This is a genomic window from Capnocytophaga sp. oral taxon 412 str. F0487 (genome assembly GCF_000271925.1).
In the GTDB taxonomy this organism is placed as follows: domain Bacteria; phylum Bacteroidota; class Bacteroidia; order Flavobacteriales; family Flavobacteriaceae; genus Capnocytophaga; species Capnocytophaga ochracea.
The window spans coordinates 89652-106861 of sequence record NZ_AJZR01000049.1 but is presented as its reverse complement, the minus strand read 5'-3'; the positions used below and the strand labels follow the sequence as shown (position 1 = coordinate 106861).

General features: G+C 37.8%; 19 protein-coding genes. 8 read left to right on the top strand and 11 right to left on the bottom strand.

Annotation, left to right across the window (positions count from 1 at the left end; genetic code table 11):
* The first annotated feature begins 166 nt into the window (after positions 1-166).
* The 4 genes from HMPREF1321_RS08365 to HMPREF1321_RS08350 all read left to right on the top strand — a co-directional run bounded on the left by HMPREF1321_RS08365 (position 167) and on the right by HMPREF1321_RS08350 (position 3438).
* Positions 167-871, top strand: coding sequence for a MotA/TolQ/ExbB proton channel family protein (locus HMPREF1321_RS08365; protein WP_009422165.1), 705 nt, complete (start codon positions 167-169; stop codon positions 869-871).
* A gap of 27 nt (positions 872-898) precedes the next feature.
* Complete coding sequence (locus HMPREF1321_RS08360) at positions 899-1285, top strand: ExbD/TolR family protein (protein WP_015782974.1); 387 nt, start codon at positions 899-901, stop codon at positions 1283-1285.
* Positions 1286-1293: 8 nt separating this feature from the next.
* Positions 1294-2121 (top strand): energy transducer TonB, encoded by an 828-nt coding sequence (locus HMPREF1321_RS08355; RefSeq protein ID WP_009422160.1) that lies wholly within the window; start codon positions 1294-1296, stop codon positions 2119-2121.
* Positions 2122-2223: 102 nt separating this feature from the next.
* Positions 2224-3438 (top strand): bifunctional folylpolyglutamate synthase/dihydrofolate synthase, encoded by a 1215-nt coding sequence (locus tag HMPREF1321_RS08350; RefSeq protein WP_009422145.1) that lies wholly within the window; start codon positions 2224-2226, stop codon positions 3436-3438.
* Positions 3439-3479: 41 nt separating this feature from the next.
* On the opposite strand, the gene mgtE is transcribed toward HMPREF1321_RS08350, so the two are convergent.
* From mgtE to HMPREF1321_RS08315, 7 genes are all read right to left on the bottom strand, one after another.
* Positions 3480-4835: a magnesium transporter gene (gene mgtE, locus HMPREF1321_RS08345; RefSeq protein WP_009422153.1), complete on the bottom strand. Its 1356-nt coding sequence runs from the start codon at positions 4833-4835 to the stop codon at positions 3480-3482.
* A 27-nt stretch (positions 4836-4862) separates the two neighbouring features.
* Complete coding sequence (gene rsmA / locus HMPREF1321_RS08340; RefSeq protein ID WP_009422152.1) at positions 4863-5636, bottom strand: 16S rRNA (adenine(1518)-N(6)/adenine(1519)-N(6))-dimethyltransferase RsmA; 774 nt, start codon at positions 5634-5636, stop codon at positions 4863-4865.
* A gap of 23 nt (positions 5637-5659) precedes the next feature.
* Positions 5660-6103, bottom strand: coding sequence for a hypothetical protein (locus HMPREF1321_RS08335; RefSeq protein ID WP_009422192.1), 444 nt, complete (start codon positions 6101-6103; stop codon positions 5660-5662).
* 146 nt (positions 6104-6249) lie between these two features.
* On the bottom strand, positions 6250-6903 hold the full coding sequence (locus HMPREF1321_RS08330) for a hypothetical protein (protein ID WP_009422185.1): 654 nt from the start codon (positions 6901-6903) through the stop codon (positions 6250-6252).
* 350 nt (positions 6904-7253) lie between these two features.
* A complete protein-coding gene (locus HMPREF1321_RS08325) occupies positions 7254-8330 on the bottom strand; it encodes an LptF/LptG family permease (RefSeq protein WP_009422125.1) in 1077 nt (358 codons plus the stop codon).
* Positions 8331-8427: 97 nt separating this feature from the next.
* A complete protein-coding gene (gene tgt, locus HMPREF1321_RS08320) occupies positions 8428-9558 on the bottom strand; it encodes a tRNA guanosine(34) transglycosylase Tgt (RefSeq protein ID WP_009422126.1) in 1131 nt (376 codons plus the stop codon).
* 85 nt (positions 9559-9643) lie between these two features.
* Positions 9644-10681, bottom strand: a complete 1038-nt coding sequence (locus tag HMPREF1321_RS08315; RefSeq protein WP_009422136.1) for a DUF445 domain-containing protein — start codon at positions 10679-10681, stop codon at positions 9644-9646.
* A 144-nt stretch (positions 10682-10825) separates the two neighbouring features.
* Between HMPREF1321_RS08315 and HMPREF1321_RS08310 the strand changes: the two genes are divergently transcribed.
* A complete protein-coding gene (locus HMPREF1321_RS08310) occupies positions 10826-11317 on the top strand; it encodes a DUF2271 domain-containing protein (protein WP_009422197.1) in 492 nt (163 codons plus the stop codon).
* A 19-nt stretch (positions 11318-11336) separates the two neighbouring features.
* Complete coding sequence (locus HMPREF1321_RS08305; RefSeq protein WP_009422167.1) at positions 11337-12026, top strand: DNA alkylation repair protein; 690 nt, start codon at positions 11337-11339, stop codon at positions 12024-12026.
* Here the strand turns inward: HMPREF1321_RS08305 and HMPREF1321_RS08300 are convergent.
* From HMPREF1321_RS08300 to HMPREF1321_RS08285, 4 genes are all read right to left on the bottom strand, one after another.
* Positions 12023-12571, bottom strand: coding sequence for an RsmD family RNA methyltransferase (locus HMPREF1321_RS08300; RefSeq protein WP_009422191.1), 549 nt, complete (start codon positions 12569-12571; stop codon positions 12023-12025). The genes HMPREF1321_RS08305 and HMPREF1321_RS08300 overlap by 4 nt on opposite strands.
* Positions 12572-12663: 92 nt before the next feature.
* On the bottom strand, positions 12664-13383 hold the full coding sequence (locus tag HMPREF1321_RS08295; protein WP_009422128.1) for a YebC/PmpR family DNA-binding transcriptional regulator: 720 nt from the start codon (positions 13381-13383) through the stop codon (positions 12664-12666).
* Positions 13384-13390: 7 nt separating this feature from the next.
* Positions 13391-14527 (bottom strand): CapA family protein, encoded by a 1137-nt coding sequence (locus tag HMPREF1321_RS08290; protein WP_009422123.1) that lies wholly within the window; start codon positions 14525-14527, stop codon positions 13391-13393.
* Between the two features lie 8 nt (positions 14528-14535).
* Entirely contained in the window at positions 14536-15186 is a 651-nt protein-coding gene (locus HMPREF1321_RS08285) for a phosphatidylserine decarboxylase family protein (RefSeq protein ID WP_009422183.1), read from the bottom strand.
* A gap of 499 nt (positions 15187-15685) precedes the next feature.
* Between HMPREF1321_RS08285 and prmA the strand changes: the two genes are divergently transcribed.
* Positions 15686-16522, top strand: a complete 837-nt coding sequence (gene prmA, locus HMPREF1321_RS08280) for a 50S ribosomal protein L11 methyltransferase (protein WP_009422196.1) — start codon at positions 15686-15688, stop codon at positions 16520-16522.
* Positions 16522-17208, top strand: a complete 687-nt coding sequence (locus HMPREF1321_RS08275) for an SMUG2 DNA glycosylase family protein (RefSeq protein WP_009422194.1) — start codon at positions 16522-16524, stop codon at positions 17206-17208. The genes prmA and HMPREF1321_RS08275 overlap by 1 nt, the downstream gene beginning before the upstream one ends.
* The last annotated feature ends 2 nt before the right edge of the window (positions 17209-17210 follow it).

Sequence of the window (17210 nt, the reverse complement as noted above, 5' to 3'; positions counted from 1 at the left end):
AAGAGCAGATAATGAAATAGAGGTATTTTTGTTAATTATTCATTTAAATAACAAATGATTATCAAGTATTTATAATTTTATAAATTGTTAATTATTAATTAATTATTGTCTATTGATAATTATTTCTTACTTTTGCGATATTTTTAAACAGAAAAACAAAAATAATATGTTAGGATTACAAACTTCTGTAGACGTTGCAACTACTGCAACTGACACTGCTCCCGTCGCAGTACAAGAGAAAACCCTTTCTATAATGGAACTGATTCTAGATGGTGGTATGGGCAGTATCATTATTATTGGTATTTTATTTGTGATGCTCGCTGTAGCTCTTTTCCTCTATTTTGAACGCCTTTTTGCTATTAAGGCAGCTTCTAAGATGGATAAAACTTTTATGTATAAAATACGTGATTGTATCTCAGCTGGGCGCTTAGATGCCGCTAAAATGCTTTGTGTACAATCGAATACTCCTGTAGCACGCCTTATTGAAAAAGGGGTCTCTCGTATAGGTAAACCTCTTGAAGATATTAATAAAGCTATTGAAAATGCAGGCACTTTAGAGGTCTACAATCTTGAAAAGAACACAGCTATTCTCGCTACTATTGCAGGAGCAGGACCTATGATTGGTTTCTTAGGTACAGTTGTTGGTATGATTATGTCATTCCACGAAATGGCTTCAGCAGGCGGTCAGGCAGAGATGGGGTCATTAGCAAGTGGTATCTACACTGCAATGGCAACTACCGTAGCAGGGCTTATAGTAGGAATTATTGCTTATGTAGGCTACAATCACTTAGTAGTAAAAACTGATAAGGTGGTACACTTAATGGAAGCCAATGCTGTTGAATTCTTAGACTTGTTAAACGAACCTCTATAGGTCTTAAAAAACTACTCTCATCTAATTATGAAATTAAAAGGTAGAAATAAGATAAGTCCTGAGTTCAGTATGTCGTCTATGACGGACATTGTGTTCCTGTTGCTAATATTCTTTATGATTACTGCCAACAGCCCCAATGCACTCGATTTGTTATTGCCTAAAGCTAAAGGTAAAAGCACCAATACACAAAACGTTTCAGTAAGCATTGATAAAGATTTAAACTATTTTCTTGACAAGAAACCTATTTCAGTAGATAATCTCGATACAGAGCTCAAATCAGCACTCAATGGAGTAGAAAATCCTACTATTATTTTGCGTGTAGAGGAAAGTGTTCCTATTGAAAATGCGGTAACGGTGATGGATGTGGCAAACCAAAACCAATTTAAGGTGATTTTGGCTGTCCGTCCAAAATAGAAAGGTATATGAATTTATTCGATACAGAACATAAACGTAAATCATTAGCACTCACTACGGCTGTGATGTGTTTAGTAATCTTCATACTGTTTTTTGCAGGAATGAAGTACTTAGACCCACCGCCGGAAAAAGGTATAGAGGTCATCTATGGAGTAGATTTGGTAGGAATAGGCGAGCGCACTCCTCCGCCAAGTGCTACTAAACAGGAAGAAACTAAAACGCCTCCCCAAACACAGCCAGAACAGAGTACTTCACAGGAAGTAAAGGAAAACCTTTTGGCTCAAGATAACAACGAAGAAGTTTCTGTACCCGAAGTACCTAAAAAGAAAGAAAAGAAGAAAGAAACACCTAAAAAAGACCCTCCAAAAGAGAGTCCCAAACCCGCTCCTAAGCCTTCACGGGAAACTTCGGATGCGTTATCAAATATATTGGGAGCTGCCAATGCAGGTGGTAGTGGTACCTCAGGACAAGGAGATGGCAACCAACCTGGTTATCAAGGACAGATAGATGGTAGCCAGTACGCTAATTCTTATTATGGCTCAGGAAGTGGTAATGGTACTGGCAAAGGTTGGGGACTGAAAGGTCGTACTATTGCTTCACAAGGTAAAGTACCTCAAAACTGCAATGAGGAAGGACGCGTAGTAGTACAAATAGAAGTAGACCGTAGTGGTAAAGTAGTAAAAGCTACTGCTGGTGTGAAAGGAACTACTAACTCTGCTCAGTGTTTGCTGGAAGCTGCTCGAAAAACAGCTGCTATGCATCGCTGGAACGCGGATGATAATGCCCCTGCACGTCAAGTAGGTTTTATTGTTATCAACTTTAAACTCGGAGAATAAGAAATCAATTAATAATTGATAATTAACAAGATGAGATAATGGTTATAGTATAACTGATTATCTCATTTTTGATTGTACAACAACTAAAAACTATCTTTAACATTGAATTATCAAGAAACACTTTCGTGGATGTTCAACCGCTTGCCAATATTTCAGACACAAGGTAAAACCGCTTTGAACAACAAATTAGATAATATCCTTGCCTTTACTTCGGTGTTAGGAAATCCTCAAACAAAATTCAAAAGTTTGCATATCGCAGGGACTAATGGAAAGGGTTCTTCCAGCAGTATGCTCGCATCTATCCTACAAGAGGCAGGATATAAGGTAGGATTGTACACCTCTCCACACCTCAAAGACTTCCGCGAACGTATCAAAATTGATGGGAAGGAAATACCTGAAGACTATGTGGTAAGTTTTATAGCTAAAAACAAACCCTTTTTGGAAGAATATCACCTCTCATTCTTCGAAATGACAGTAGGAATGGCGTTCAGCTATTTCGAGAATAAAAAAGTAGATATCGCTGTGATAGAAGTAGGCTTAGGAGGGCGTTTTGACTCCACTAACATTATCACTCCCGAAGTTTCTCTTATTACCAATATCTCCAAAGACCATACTGATATTTTAGGAGATACTTTACCTAAAATAGCTTTTGAAAAAGCTGGTATTATCAAACGAAATGTGCCTGTAGTAATCAGTGAATATCAAGAGGAAACTGCTCCCGTCTTCACAGCAAAAGCTAAAGAAATAAATGCTCCTATTATTTTTGCCAATCACATAGAAACTTCTCTTACAACCGACCTTCAAGGTGCTTATCAAAAGAAAAACATCAAAGGAGTAATAGCTGTTACCGATTTGCTTATCCACCAGGGGTGGAATATTACTCCGGAGAATATTGCACAAGGGCTTTTACACGTGGTGCACAATACAAACCTGAAAGGTCGTTGGCAAACCCTTGGCTCCTACCCTACTATCGTATGTGATACAGGACATAATGTGGGCGGACTTACTTATGTGATGGAACAACTCAAAAAGCAAACCTATACACATCTTCATATTGTAGTGGGTTTTGTAAAAGAAAAAGATGTAAATAGTGTTTTAGAGCTTTTCCCAAAAGAAGCTACCTATTATTTTTGCAGTCCTGCTATTGCAAGAGGACTTAACGTAGATACATTAAAGGAAATTGCCACTGCAAAAGGACTCCAAGGGGACGCATATTCTTCAGTAGCAGAAGCCTTAAATGCTGCTAAAGCACAAGCACTTCCCACTGACTTTATCTTTGTTGGAGGAAGCACGTTTGTAGTTGCGGAAGTGTTGTAAAATAACAAAAAGTGAATGCTGAAAAGCAAATGAAGGTTGTTTTAAAACCCTAATATCATTTTTGCGATAAAAAAGTAAATCAAGATACCTAAAACATCGTTGCTGGTAGTGATAAACGGACCCGTAGCAACCGCTGGGTCAATACCGCGCTTGTGGAGAAGTATCGGGATAAAAGTACCTATCACAGCAGCATTTACAATCACTGTAATGAGTGCTATTGCTACTGTAATACTTACCAAATACTCAGCTTGAAAAGCAAAATGGCTTACTAATATCACTATTCCTGCAATAGTTCCTCCGTTGATGAGTCCTAATAGAAATTCTTTGAATAACCGCTTGATAAGTTCGCCGTCGATAGAATTATTTGCTAATCCTTGTACTATTATCGCCGATGATTGTACTCCCACATTTCCCGCAGTAGCTTGAATAAGCGGAATAAATATCAATAATATAGGGTAAATCATCATCGTATCCTGAAAACCATTGATAATACTCGCTGCACCTAATCCTCCGAACATTCCAATAAGTAACCAAGGCAAACGTGCTTTGGTAAGTTTCCATACACTATCGCTTGCCTCTACATCATTGGTAATACCTGCTGCCAACTGATAGTCTTTTTCAGCTTCTTCTTTTATCACGTCCACCACATCATCAATAGTGATGCGTCCCACAAGACGTTTCATTTCATCAACTACAGGAATTGCCTCTAAGTCATACTTACTCATTATGTGAGCTACCTCTTCGGCAGTATCAGTAACGTATACATAGTCTACTTTTGGAATATAAATATCTTTCACTTCTGAGCGTGTGGAAGTAGTAAGCAAGTCTTTAAGTGAAAGTCGTCCTTTAAGCACATCATTATCATCTACTACATAAATAGAATGCACACGAGTAACGTGAGCCGCCTGTTCGCGCATTTCTTTTACGCATTTTAGTACATTCCAGTTCTCATTTACCTTTACAAGTTCCTTCGCCATTAGTCCTCCCGCAGTATCTTCGCCATAACGAAGTAATTCTACGATGTCTTTGGCGTGTTCTACGTCCGAGATATGCGAAATAACCTCTGTTTTTCTATCTTCGGGCAATTCAGAGATGATATCCACCGCATCATCGGTGTCCAACTCGATGATTTCATCAGCAATTTCTTTTGCAGAAAGGTTTTTTAAGATATTCTCACGGTAATCATCGTCTAATTCTGTGAGTACATCTGATGTTTTCTCAGCATCAATTAAACGAATGATGTATACCCCCTCTTCAATATCCAATTCGTGAATGATTTCAGCTATATCGGCATAGTGTAAATCATTTAAGAGAGTTGTAAGTTCTTTATTTTGTTTTTCCTCAATGAGTTTATGGATTTTCTCAATGAGTTCATCTGTTATTTTAAAAGTTGTCATAGTTTTAAGACGTCAAATCGTTAGCTATCAAACTTGATTACTGATTTTTTTAGTAATAAAAACAAACTCTTGCCAAGGCAATTGCTCTGGACGTTTATCAAATATAGGGTCTTGTTTTAAATTCTCATCTGTAAGTAGTGGTTTTAGGCTGTTGCGAAGGGTTTTTCGCCGTTGATTGAAAGCCGTTTTCACTACGGTAAAGAATAATCCTTCATCACAATCTAAATGGAAGTCAGCTTTTCGTACTAATCGTATTACACCGCTCTTTACTTTGGGCGGAGGATTAAAAACACTCTCCGAAACTGTGAATAAGTAGCTCGTTTCATAAAAAGCCTGTACTAAAACTGATAAAATTCCATACGTTTTACTGCCTTCGTGCTCGCATATACGTTCGGCAACCTCTTTCTGAAACATTCCACTAAACTCAGGAACGTATTTTCGCAGTTCAAGTAGTTTAAAAACGATTTGAGTGGATATATTATAAGGAAAATTACCTATAATGGCAAATGGTTCGGCTAAATAACCCGCTACATCATATTTCAAAAAGTCATCGGCAATTATTTTTCCTATTAATGCAGGATAATTTGCCTCCAAATAAGCTACCGATTCCTTATCGATTTCCACTATGTGCACATCAACATCTTTTTTGAGCAAAAACTGAGTAAGCACGCCCATTCCAGCTCCTATTTCTACTACTTTTTTATAGTTTTTTAGCGATAATGTATCAGCTATTTTCTGTGCAATGTTCAAATCTTTTAAGAAATGTTGCCCTAAATGCTTTTTTGCTTTTACTAATTCCATTTATATACCTTTCAGCGAGGCTTTTAGTTGTTCTTTTGCAGAAGTATCGACCTTATTTCCTCATAATGGTCAGTTCCTACCAAAAACACTTTCTTTCTGTCCTTAGACACTATCCTGATTGCCTTATTATGTTTCGTATTATAGATGATACCTTCCGAAGTATACCGTATTCCAATGCCATAATACCAAGGAACATCAATGAGTTGAATAGTAGAGACGTCCATTTCTTGAAAATTCATTCGTCTACTCAAAAAACCGATACCAAATGAAGCTGCAATACCATAATCATCAATTACAGTAGTGAGTTTATAGAATACAGCTACTAAAATAGCCACTAATAATAGAATTATTACCCAACCTCCTTTGTTTTGATAGCCCGAAAAAGCTATAATCCCTATAAAAAGGGCTAAAATGGACAGTAATATATAAGAAAATTGTGTTTCTTTAAATTCTATAGTTGTTTTCATAATATTATTCTTTTGTGCAATTTAAAAATACACAGAAGCTACACCCTAAAATCTAATAAAAATTTATAAACAAGAAAAAGAACAAATTCTTAACTTTGGTGGCGGGTGGGCTTCTGTGCTAAAATGTTTATATTATTGCGTTACAACTAACTCTTTACGAGTTTACCAATGCTTTCAAGTAGTTGCGGACGGTCAGAAAGGGCTATCTTGGCTACTTCGTAAAATTCCTTCACCCATTTGTTCATCGCCTCAAAGGCTTTGTTCTTATCCTGAGTGGCTTGTTGGTCGATACCGCGCAATTTCACGTATTGCGCACGGAGTTCTTCCACTTTCGCAATGGCTGAAAGCTGTTCATCGGCGACGGCTTCGGTAAGTTTGAACCTGTCGAGCGCTGCCCGCTGGGTAGTAGTGATTTTAATGCCCTCATAAAGCTTTTTCGTGGTGGCTAAACCTTCCAGATAATCGCGCGACATCGTTCCTTTTAATCCAAATGATACCAGCGCTTCGGGAGATGCTTTTAACGCTACTTTTGCAACCTTACGATGCTCTTTATATTTGTCGTTCATTGCTTTATAAGCCTTTTCAAACAAGGCTCTTTTCTCTACCGTTTGGCTTGTTTTTGCCAAATTGTCGTTATAAGCGGTTTGTGCTTTGTCATAAAGCGCTTTACCTACTTTCATAGCCTCTTCATTGTATTGATATTCCTCTAACTGAGCTTTCAATTCGGCTATTTCACTGTAATTGGTAAATAACAGACGCCTGTTTTCAAGTGTTTTTAATTCTGTGCTCTTTTCCTTCATAATATTACATATTTTAAAAGGTCTATAAATTAGTTGAAAAATGTTAAATCATTATGATTTGCATTCATTTTTATACCGCAAAAATCCTGCCAAATAGTACTTTGTAAGTTATTGTTTTTGCTGGTAAAAAAGTATTCTTTGTAAACTTCTCATATCGATTTAAAATAAGACTATAAGCTACTACATTACTTTCGTTTGTAGTTACAGTGAGTTATTTTGGCATTACAATACGCTTTTTACTTATTATTTAGTTTTGTTATCTTATTACTTTATTATCTTTTAAATTTACTTTCTTTTGTTTTGCAGTTGCAACACTTTCTTTTGGTGTTACAAATGGGTAAAATGCTCTATCAGTTTCTTACTTTCCGGAGTAACAAGATAGCTAAGATAAGGAAAATAAGGTTAGGCAAAAGGACAGCCATCAAAGGTGATAAGCCTCCTGAGGTTTGAGCAAGGGTTCCAAACACACGGTCGAAGAATACAAAGCTAAACCCTACGACTACTCCCACCATTAGGTTGATTCCCATTCCTCCGCGCTTTTTCACCGATGAAACAGCCACGCCGATAAGCGTAAGAATAAAGGCAGTACTTATTGCACCCCAACGACGGTATTTTACCAATAGATACATATTTAAATTGGGCGAACCTTTCATCTTTTCGCGTTCAATGAACTTGTTTAGTTCAAACAAGTTCTTATTTTCCGCTGTATATTCCATAGGCATTAGGTCATCAGGCTTGAAATTGAATATCGTGTCTAACTGGTCGCGTTTCACTATCACATCGTCGCCCTCCCCTATCTTTCTTTTGGAGTAATTGGTAAGCCGATAGGTTTTCGTGCTGTCTATCCACTGAATCGTTTCGGCATTTATCTTTTCCGTCATCTTAATACCATTAAAATGTTCTACTGAAAAGTTATACCCGCGTTTGTCTTGATAGTTAAACGAGCTTACATAAAGGTAATCATTGTCAGAAAACTGATTGTAAAGGTCTGAAACGCTTTCCACCTTCGAAGAACGTATATACTTATTCCAAAAATCATTATACACAGTGCTGGCAGCGGGTACAATAAACATTCCCATAAAAAACACTATCACCGAAATGATACTCGCACCCACGATATACGGACGCAAAAAGCGCATATACGATACACCTGAGCTCTGGATAGCGATTATCTCGGTATTATTGGCTAACTTTGATGTAAACCAGATGATAGAGAGGAATAGCAAGATGGGAAATAATATATTGGCAAAATAAACGATAAAACTGAGGTAATACCACAGTATTTCGTTCATCGGAGCGCCCTTTTGTATCATCTTGTCTACTTTTTCAGATAAATCTACGATAATTCCGATAGGAATAAAGAGAATTATCATCATAAAGAAGGTAAGAAGATAGCGTTTTAAGATGTACCAGTCGAGTATTTTCATTTTTTTGTTTTTTAGACCTCCCCCTATCCCCCTCCAAAGGGGGAATTAGCGACGCAAAAGCGTTTTTATCAGAAGTATATTAATTAATTTAATTTGTTTAAAGACGATTTGACATATCAGTAACCATTTTTGTCTTCCACGTAAGGAAAGTACCCGCTACAATTTGTCGGCGAGCTTCCCTCACAAGCCATAAATAGAAACCAAGATTGTGAATTGAAGCGATTTGTTTGCCCAAAAACTCGTTAGCAGCGAATAAATGACGTAAATAGGCTTTCGTGTAATAGGTATCTACGTAAGTATGTCCGTCAGGGTCTATGGACGAGAAATCATCTTCCCATTTTTTGTTTTTAATATTGATAATTCCTTTTGCAGTAAAGAGCATTCCGTTGCGAGCATTGCGTGTGGGCATTACACAATCCATCATATCCACTCCCAAAGCAATATTTTCCAATATATTAACGGGTGTACCCACTCCCATAAGGTATCGGGGCTTGTCTTTGGGGAGAATATCGCATACAAGTTCGGTTATTTCATACATTTGTTCTACGGGTTCACCTACTGATAGCCCCCCGATAGCGTTTCCGTCGGCATTTTTGCTTGCAATATATTCGGCAGACTGTGTACGAAGGTCTTTATATACTGACCCTTGTACTATCGGGAATAAACTTTGATGATAACCGTATTTAGGAGGTACTTTTTCGAGGTGAGCAATGCATCTATCGAGCCACCTATGCGTGAGATGCATTGAACGTTTTGCATAACCGTATTCACAAGGGTAAGGCGTGCATTCATCAAAAGCCATCATAATATCAGCACCTATACTACGCTCTATTTCCATTACTTTTTCGGGTGAAAAAACGTGAAAAGAGCCATCGATATGACTTTTGAACTTTACACCTTCTTCTTTTATCTTTCGGTTGGCAGCCAATGAATATACTTGATAACCACCGCTATCGGTAAGTATGTTTCTATCCCAATTAATAAACTTATGTAAGCCCCCTGCTTTTTCCAAAATGGTTGTTTGAGGTCGCAAATAGAGGTGATAGGTGTTTCCCAAGATGATATCGGCATTAATATCGTCTTTCAGTTCGCGTTGGTGCACTCCTTTCACGCTTCCCACCGTTCCCACAGGCATAAAAATGGGGGTTTCAATCACGCCGTGGCTGGTAGTAATCTTCCCAGCACGTGCTTTAGTATGTTCGTCTGTTTTTAGTATTTCAAAATCCATAGTTGAAACATTTTCGGGCGCAAAGGTAGGGAAGAATTAGCAAATTAGCAAATTAGAAAAGTTAGCAAATAGGCTAATATCTCTTTCAGAATAACTGAGTAAGGGCGTAAATAGCCAAACCGACTAATCCGCCTACCAAAGTGCCATTGATACGGATAAATTGAAGGTCTTTACCTACTTCCAATTCAAGTTTTTCGCTCAATTCGCGTCCCTCCCAGTTCTCCACCGTATGACTGATGAGTTTCCCCACTTCTTCTTTGTTTTTTAGCACAAACTGATAGGCAGTTTTCTGTACCCAAGCGTCTATTTGGTGTTGTAGCTGGGCATTTTGGCGGAGTTCATCGGTGAGGCGCTCCGTAGCGGTGCGCAATAGCTTTGCAAGGTGTTGTTCCCACTCAGGAGTATTAAGTTTTTCAGCAAATTCATACAATTGCGCTGTAATTTCAGCCCTGATAGGGTGTGTTTCATCTTCCGATGCTTTTACAATTAACTGATAGAGCCCATTGCTTACCTTCCGAGTAATTGTATCTTTAATAAACGATGGAACAAGAGGAGGAAATTGGCTGTCAATTTCGTGTTGCACCAGCTCTTGATGTTCGGCGAGATAAGTAGCTACCTTTTCAAAAGCTTTCCGAAGGAATTTCTGATGTTTATTCTCGTCTAAAAAAGAGGTGAGAACTTCGCTTGCTTTTGCATTGAGAGGTATTTTTCTTACAAAAGTTTCTATCTGGTGAGGAGTACTTTCTTTCGAGAGCCACTCAACTATAAATGATGATACTTTGATATCGGTGATGTAAGGACGTATCTGTTTAGGTTTAAGGAAGTTCTCCACGACGAAATCACCTAAATTCTCCCCGATGTCATTCTTTCTTTCCTCAATGAGGTTGGTATGTGGAATGTTTAATCCTAATGGTTTGTGAAAGAGTGCTGTTACTGCAAACCAATCGGCAAGCGCTCCTACCATAGCGGCTTCGGAAAAAGCCTTTATATAACCTATAAAAGTGAGTTCGGGAGCTTTTTTATGCCATACCACCATTGCCATATAAATGATGAGCATTAAAACAAAGAGCCCCGTAGCTATATTCTTGTGGTGCTGTAGTTTTTGGAGCTTGGAACTGTTCATAAATTATCAGTTTTTCAGGCGCAAAGGTACGAAGAAAAGTGAGAAAAATAAAAAAGTTGAGTATATAAATTGTCAGATAGTAATTATTGCCTATCTTTGCATCAGTTTATTCTAAATAGTAGTATTTTAAAACTTGTAATAAAGATGATAAAAAAGCACTTTTTAAAAACATTAGCCGTAGGAATAATTGCTTTACTTACTCTTTCATTTGTACAGCAAGCAACTGTTAAAAAATACAAATGCCTCATACAACTCACCAATTACAAGGGTGAAGGAGCCTACATAGTAGTTTCTCTCATCAATCCCGAAGGTAAATATGAGCAAACACTACAAATACTTGGAGATGACCCTGAATGGTACGACGATCTTACTCAATGGTGGAAGTTTTATGGCAAACGCCAGACAATTGATGGGATTACGGGAGCTACCATTAGCGGAGGAGAACGCGCTGTAAAGATACTTACAATTGATGATAGTAAACTGAACAAGGGCTACAAAATACGTTTTGAGACTGCCGTTGAAGATGAATATTACTATGCTAAAGATGCTGAAGTGGAATTTAAAACCGAGAACCTTAACACTAAAATTGAAGGTAAAGGATATATCCGTTATGTGAGATTAATGCCTAACGATTGACAATCTTCTTAAAGAAATTATGAGTAAAGAAATTATTTTAGACCGGTTATGGGCATTAGAAGACTCTCCTTATAGAGATTTTACAGCGAATTTGATTCCCACTGTGGAGAAATCTCGTATTATAGGGGGTAGAACACCTGCAATGCGAGCGTTGGCTAAAGAATTAATAAAGCATTACCCTACTGAGGCAATGTCTTTTTTAGAAGAGTTACCTCATTATTATTATGAGGAGAATAATCTACACGGTTTTATCATTGAACAGCTAAAAGATTTTGATAAAGCGATGCAATATACAGAGCGGTTCCTCCCTTATATTGATAATTGGGCTACGTGTGATACCTTTGCCCCTAAAATCTTCTTGAAATACCCCGAAGAGACATTAAAACACATTAAACAATGGATTACAAGCAAAAAAATCTATACAGTACGTTACGGAATTGGGGTGTTATTGTCTAATTATTTAGATGCTCTTTTTAAGGAAGAATACTTAACCTGGGTAGCAAAAATTACCTCAGATGAATATTACATAAATATGATGATAGCGTGGTACTTTGCCACTGCTTTAACAAAACAATATGAAGCAACAATCCCTTACATAGAATCAAAAACACTTTCTCCTTTTGTACAAAATAAAAGTATACAAAAAGCAAGAGAAAGCCGTCGTATTTCCGAAGATACTAAGAAATATTTGTTGCAGTTTAAACTCTAATCTTGTTCTTCTCTTTCAAAAAAACTAAATACACTCCCTCCATATTTCTTCGCTTGTGAGAAAAATGGCTGTTCTGATAAATCTGTTTTAGACGAATGTTCAATAATGAGCATCCCATTTTCAGTAAGTAAGTTTTGATTGAAGACAATATCGGCAATAGTAACAAACTTTTCAATCGGGAAATCATACGGAGGATCAGCAAAGATAACATCAAACTGCTGAGTAGTACGTTTTAAATATTCATATACATCGGCTTTAAGTGCTGTAATAGGGTAGACTAATTCACGTGCTATTTTATTGATAAATTGCACACAACCGTTATGGTTATCAACTGATAATACTGAGGGGCAACCTCTACTTGCAAACTCATAGCTAATATTTCCTGTTCCTGCAAAAAGGTCGAGTACAGAAAGTTCTTCAAAATAATAATAGTTATTGAGTATATTAAAAAGAGCTTCCTTCGCAAAATCGGTAGTAGGGCGAACTGGCAATTTATTAGGTGCTATAAGCTGTTTTCCTTTATTCTTCCCTGATATTATTCTCATAAAGATTAACCTTTTTATTGAACAGTTTCCCTCACTGTTAAACTCTGCATTACCTCGTTCATAACTTCTTGGGTAAAGGATAAACTCATTAATTATTCTTCCGTTTCTTTCATTGTGTGGTACACCTGTTGCACGTCCTCATCTTCCTCTATCTTCTCGAGAAGTTTCTCCACATCGGCTTGTTCTTCAGGGGTAAGTTCTTTCGTTACTTGTGGAATACGCTCAAAGCCTGACGATAAGATTTCTATGTTACGGCTTTCTAACTCTTTTTGGATAGCACCAAAGCTCTCAAAAGGCGCATAGATGAGGATACCGTCTTCGTCTACAAACACTTCTTCTGCGCCGAAGTCTATCATTTCGAGTTCCAACTCTTCGGGGTCTATCCCATTGCCATTAATACGGAAGTTACAAGTGTGGTCGAACATAAACTCCACTGACCCCGATGTGCCTAATGTACCATTACACTTGTTAAAATAACTGCGAATATTAGCTACGGTACGGTTGTTATTGTCGGTTGCCGTTTCTATGAGTACAGCAATACCGTGAGGAGCATAACCTTCAAAAAGGACTTCTTTATAGTTTGCAGTATCTTTTTCACTTGCTTTTTTGATGGCGCGCTCAATATTTTCCTTGGGCATATTGGCGGCTTTGGCATTCTGTATCACGGCACGCAAACGTGAGTTACTCTCAGGGTGAGGACCTCCCTCTTTCACTGCCATTACAATATCTTTCCCTAAACGGGTAAATGTTTTTGCCATTGCTGCCCAACGTTTAAATTTACGGGCTTTTCTAAATTCAAATGCTCTTCCCATTTTTATTTTAGTTATTAGTTATTAGTTTGTTATCTGTCTGTTCTGTTGTTTTAATCAAAATTTGGTTATTCACAAAGTGTAAAGGTGTCTCAGGAAAGTCAAGATGAGTAAGGCGTTTCATCTCATTAAACACCTTGCAATCATTATCGAGTTTTAATCCTTTCACTTTCGTCTGTTTCACTGAAATCACATTGGCATAAAGAAAATTGCCTTTGCGGTCAATCTTAATATCAAGCAAAGGAGCAATACCATTAACTCCTTGCAGATTAAAATGCCCATAAGTATTGAAATTTCCCATACTATAAGCGATAAACTTCCTATTGTACACTTCCACCGCGCGGGTAACGTGAGGCCCGTGCCCCAATACAATATCAGCACCTGCGTCTATTACCGAGTGCGCAAACTTATACACATTCCCCCTATTTTCACCGAAGAAAAACTCATCAGCTCTCGGCACGTGTGTATTTTTAGAGCCTTCAGCGCCTCCGTGGAAAGAAACAATGAGGATATCCGCCTGTGGGCGCAATTCCTTTACCAAATCGGTTGCTTGTTCTATGTTATTTATCGATAGCATATTGCTATTGGGCGAAAAAGCACAAAAACCGTACTTTATGCCTTCTTTCTCAAATACAACCGACTTTTTTTCTACTGGCCCTGCGTGGTATATACCTACCTTATCGAGTATCTTAGCCGTATTGCGCCGTCCTTTTTCACCAAAGTCATTGGCGTGATTATTAGCGGTACTCATCAGGTTAAAACCTGCTTCCTTAATGATTTTCCCATAGCGGTTGGGCATACGGAAAACATAGCAAGGACTCTCTTCTGTATCCTTGCACTTCTCCAAATCGCCACTCTTGCACTTCTCCGAATCGCCACTATCGAGTATCACTCCTTCTAAATTTCCGAACACAATATCACCTTTCAGATAGGGTTTTACGTATTTAAAACTGTTCACCGCATCGTCCTTAGGCAAATAACCAGCAGGGAAACCGGAGCCTATCATCACATCGCCAACGGCTACTATGGTAAGCGTATCTTTGGTACGAACGAGTAAGGTATCAACAGTAGTATGCACCAGACTATCTATTTGAGCTGTAGCATATCCACTAAAACTTAATGCTATTAACAATAAGATTCTCTGCATCTTATCCTTTATTTTTCAGCAATCACATCAATTCCTCCTTTTACGGTCTGATTGAGTTGTACATTTATTTTCGTCCCCAAAGGCAAATACACGTCTACACGCGACCCGAATTTGATAAATCCAGCATCTTCGCCTTGTACCACTGTTTCTCCCACTTTGGCATAATTCACAATGCGTTTAGCCAATGCTCCCGCTATTTGTCGGTATAACACTTCACCGAACACAGGATTATCTACCACTATGGTAGTACGTTCATTCTCTTCCGAAGCCTTAGGGTGCCACGCTACCAAATACTTCCCCGGGTGATACTCGCTATAAGTAACCTTTCCGCCTAAAGCATAACGAGTTACGTGCACATTCACAGGCGACATAAAAATCGATACCTGTAAACGTTTATCTTTAAAATATTCTTTCTCAAACACTTCTTCTATCACCACCACCTTACCATCTACGGGAGCGATAATATGCTGGTCATTTTTAGGCGTAATGCGTTTAGGATTTCTAAAGAACTGCAATATAGCTATCAAAAATAAAAAAGCTACTATCTGTATAAGCTTCTTAAGCCACGGTATATCAACAAAATAATGCGCTATAAGCGATATACCTATCACGGCGAATAGCGTAATGAGAATAATCTTAAAACCTTCCTTGTGAAACATTGTATGCAATTATTTTAGGGTGCAAAGATACGAAAGAATTAACAAATTGCAACGCACAATAAATATTTTTCAACCATAATTCTTGGTCTTCCCTATTTTTTTACTACTTTTGCCCTCTGACATTAAAACTTTAATAACTATTGCATTTTTTTTGGCATATCGGCAATTTTAACATTTTTTTTTCAATGTCGAAAATTGAAGTTTTTACCAATTGAAATACAGCTTAATAAGACGTTAGCTTCGGCTTACCTTCGTCTTAGGTTCGTCTTTCCTTCGTCTTAGCTTCGCTCTAACACTATCTAAACGGCAGAGTAGCTGTAACTCTTATTTAACTGATTAATAAATATTTAATATTTTTCATAGCAATAAAGATAAAGAAGTGTTTTAATCAATTTTTTTTGAAGAAAATGCACGGTTTTTATATATTTTAACATTTTTTTCTCAGTTTTCTAATCAGTACTCCACTTAAATAAATAATACTGATAATCAATTATATTTAATGAATTACATAGAATACACTTTTACCATTGCCCCTATGGGGGTTGCTTCTGAAATATTAGTTGCCGAACTCGCCGAAGTAGGCTTCGAGAGCTTTGTAGATACCGAAACCGGTTTGCAGGCTTATATACAAGAACCCTTTTGGAATGCTAATATACTCTCTGACATACAGATACTTCACAGCGAGGAGTTTCAAATTACCTACACACATCAAACTATTGAACAGGTGAACTGGAATGAGGAATGGGAAAAACACTTCGAGCCTATCACCGTAGACGATGAGTGTACCGTGCGTGCTACCTTCCACCCCGAAGCACATACCCCTTATGAAATTGTTATCGACCCTAAGATGAGTTTTGGTACTGGTCATCACGAAACTACTTATATGATGTTGCAATTCCTTTTAAAGGAAGAACTCAAAGGCAAAAAGGTGCTCGATATGGGTTGTGGCACAAGCGTACTTGCTATTATGGCAGCCAAACGCGGTGCTACTGAGGTACTTGCCATTGATGTAGACGAATGGTGTGTAGAGAACTCCACAGAAAACGTAGAACGCAATGGTTGTAAGCACATCAAAGTACAGTTGGGAGATGCTTCCTCACTGGCTAATGAAAAAGACTTCGACCTTATTATTGCCAATATCAACCGTAATATTCTCTTAAACGATATACCGCAGTATGTGCCAGTCCTCAAAGCAGGAGGCACTCTCTTGCTCAGTGGTTTTTACAAGGAAGATATACCTCTTATCCGCAAAAAAGCGCAAGCATACGGTTTGCAATACATCAAGAACTTAGAACGCAACAACTGGGTAGCAGTAAAATTCAAAAAACAAGCCTAATGAGTACTTTCGCCGATAGAATTATCAACTTCAACACACATTTAGAGTACAACCAATCCTTGCCTAAGGGTTTTGATGTGCTGAATCCTTATATGGATAACCCTGAAACTATGGAGGTAATGCGTGCTTTTTATCACAAATTCTACAACGATAACCGCCAGCGGAAATTCATTATAGGTATCAATCCCAGCCGACACGGGGCAGGAGTTACAGGCGTTCCTTTTACTGATACCAAGCGATTAAAAAGCGAGTGTGGTATTGTAATGAAGTCGGCACATACTCACGAAGTATCATCTGTTTTTATGTATGATATGATAAAAGCATACGGTGGAGTTACTAAGTTCTACAATGATTTTTATATCAATTCTCCTTTTCCTTTGGCTATTGTGCGAAAAGCCTCTGACGGCAAATGGCTCAATGCTAATTATTACGATGAAGAGGCACTCTTCAAATCACTAAAAGACTATATGATAGAAACTTTAAAAAAGCATATCGCCTTAGGAGTAGATACTCAAAAGGTGTTCGTATTAGGCAAAAAGAACGCTACTTTCTTACAAAAATTAAATAAAGAAGCTACTTTATTTGGTGAAATGGTAGTATTAGAGCACCCTCGCTTTATCCAACAGTATAAATCAAAAGAAAAACAGCTGTATATCGATAAGTTTTTGACGAGTTTTGGAATATAGAC

What these genes read in the sequence shown, in the direction of transcription:
- HMPREF1321_RS08285 (WP_009422183.1), bottom strand. Translation starts at nt 15,186, where the DNA reads ATGTTTCACAAGGAAGGTTTTAAGATTATTCTCATTACGCTATTCGCC.
- HMPREF1321_RS08275 (WP_009422194.1), top strand. Translation starts at nt 16,522, where the DNA reads ATGAGTACTTTCGCCGATAGAATTATCAACTTCAACACACATTTAGAG.
- mgtE (WP_009422153.1), bottom strand. Translation starts at nt 4,835, where the DNA reads ATGACAACTTTTAAAATAACAGATGAACTCATTGAGAAAATCCATAAA.
- HMPREF1321_RS08355 (WP_009422160.1), top strand. Translation starts at nt 1,294, where the DNA reads ATGAATTTATTCGATACAGAACATAAACGTAAATCATTAGCACTCACT.
- HMPREF1321_RS08365 (WP_009422165.1), top strand. Translation starts at nt 167, where the DNA reads ATGTTAGGATTACAAACTTCTGTAGACGTTGCAACTACTGCAACTGAC.
- HMPREF1321_RS08335 (WP_009422192.1), bottom strand. Translation starts at nt 6,103, where the DNA reads ATGAAAACAACTATAGAATTTAAAGAAACACAATTTTCTTATATATTA.
- HMPREF1321_RS08310 (WP_009422197.1), top strand. Translation starts at nt 10,826, where the DNA reads ATGATAAAAAAGCACTTTTTAAAAACATTAGCCGTAGGAATAATTGCT.
- tgt (WP_009422126.1), bottom strand. Translation starts at nt 9,558, where the DNA reads ATGGATTTTGAAATACTAAAAACAGACGAACATACTAAAGCACGTGCT.
- HMPREF1321_RS08325 (WP_009422125.1), bottom strand. Translation starts at nt 8,330, where the DNA reads ATGAAAATACTCGACTGGTACATCTTAAAACGCTATCTTCTTACCTTC.
- HMPREF1321_RS08330 (WP_009422185.1), bottom strand. Translation starts at nt 6,903, where the DNA reads ATGAAGGAAAAGAGCACAGAATTAAAAACACTTGAAAACAGGCGTCTG.
- HMPREF1321_RS08295 (WP_009422128.1), bottom strand. Translation starts at nt 13,383, where the DNA reads ATGGGAAGAGCATTTGAATTTAGAAAAGCCCGTAAATTTAAACGTTGG.
- HMPREF1321_RS08300 (WP_009422191.1), bottom strand. Translation starts at nt 12,571, where the DNA reads ATGAGAATAATATCAGGGAAGAATAAAGGAAAACAGCTTATAGCACCT.
- prmA (WP_009422196.1), top strand. Translation starts at nt 15,686, where the DNA reads ATGAATTACATAGAATACACTTTTACCATTGCCCCTATGGGGGTTGCT.
- HMPREF1321_RS08360 (WP_015782974.1), top strand. Translation starts at nt 899, where the DNA reads ATGAAATTAAAAGGTAGAAATAAGATAAGTCCTGAGTTCAGTATGTCG.
- HMPREF1321_RS08290 (WP_009422123.1), bottom strand. Translation starts at nt 14,527, where the DNA reads ATGCAGAGAATCTTATTGTTAATAGCATTAAGTTTTAGTGGATATGCT.
- HMPREF1321_RS08305 (WP_009422167.1), top strand. Translation starts at nt 11,337, where the DNA reads ATGAGTAAAGAAATTATTTTAGACCGGTTATGGGCATTAGAAGACTCT.
- rsmA (WP_009422152.1), bottom strand. Translation starts at nt 5,636, where the DNA reads ATGGAATTAGTAAAAGCAAAAAAGCATTTAGGGCAACATTTCTTAAAA.
- HMPREF1321_RS08315 (WP_009422136.1), bottom strand. Translation starts at nt 10,681, where the DNA reads ATGAACAGTTCCAAGCTCCAAAAACTACAGCACCACAAGAATATAGCT.